This is a genomic window from Massilia sp. 2TAF26 (assembly GCF_052115005.1).
Lineage (GTDB): Bacteria > Pseudomonadota > Gammaproteobacteria > Burkholderiales > Burkholderiaceae_D > Telluria.
Genome location: NZ_JBFRFV010000107.1, coordinates 1 through 489, shown reverse-complemented (window position 1 = coordinate 489; position 489 = coordinate 1). Strand labels below are relative to the sequence as shown.

The window sequence follows — 489 nt, the reverse complement described above, 5'->3', positions numbered from 1 at the left end:
ACGCCGTGTTGGCCGGCAAATCCCATAAGGAGGCCGCAATCGCCGCTGGGTACAGCGCGAAGACCGCCGGCCCGGCCGGATCGCGCCTGGTAAAGGAACCGCCGGTCGCGGCATACATTGCAGCGTGCCGCGCCGCTACCAAGGAATATCCGGTGCCGGCGCCGCCAAAACCGTTCGATCCGACCAACCCGGTTCTGTTCAGCGATCCAAAAGCATTTTTGACCGCTGCCATGAACGATGGCGAGTTGCCGGAGAAGCTGCGGGTGGAGGCGGCCAAGGCGTTGATGCCGTTCGTGCACCAGCGCAAAGGCGAGGGCGGCAAGAAAGAGGCGAAGAAGGACGCCGCCGCGAATGTGGCGACTGGACGGTTTGGCGCGCCACCACCACCTCCTCGACTGGTGGCGGGCGGTAAAAAATGAGTTTCAGCTGGACGACGTCCTGCCCCGATTGGGAGCGCAGGATTGTCGCACGCGAGACGCTCACGCCTTG

Annotated in this window: 1 protein-coding gene; it reads left to right on the top strand. The window is 64.2% G+C overall.

Annotation, left to right across the window (positions count from 1 at the left end):
• A partial coding sequence (locus AB4Z32_RS27670; protein WP_442125010.1) for a terminase small subunit occupies positions 1–419 on the top strand: 419 nt, incomplete at its 5' end.
• Between the last annotated feature and the right edge of the window lie 70 nt (positions 420–489).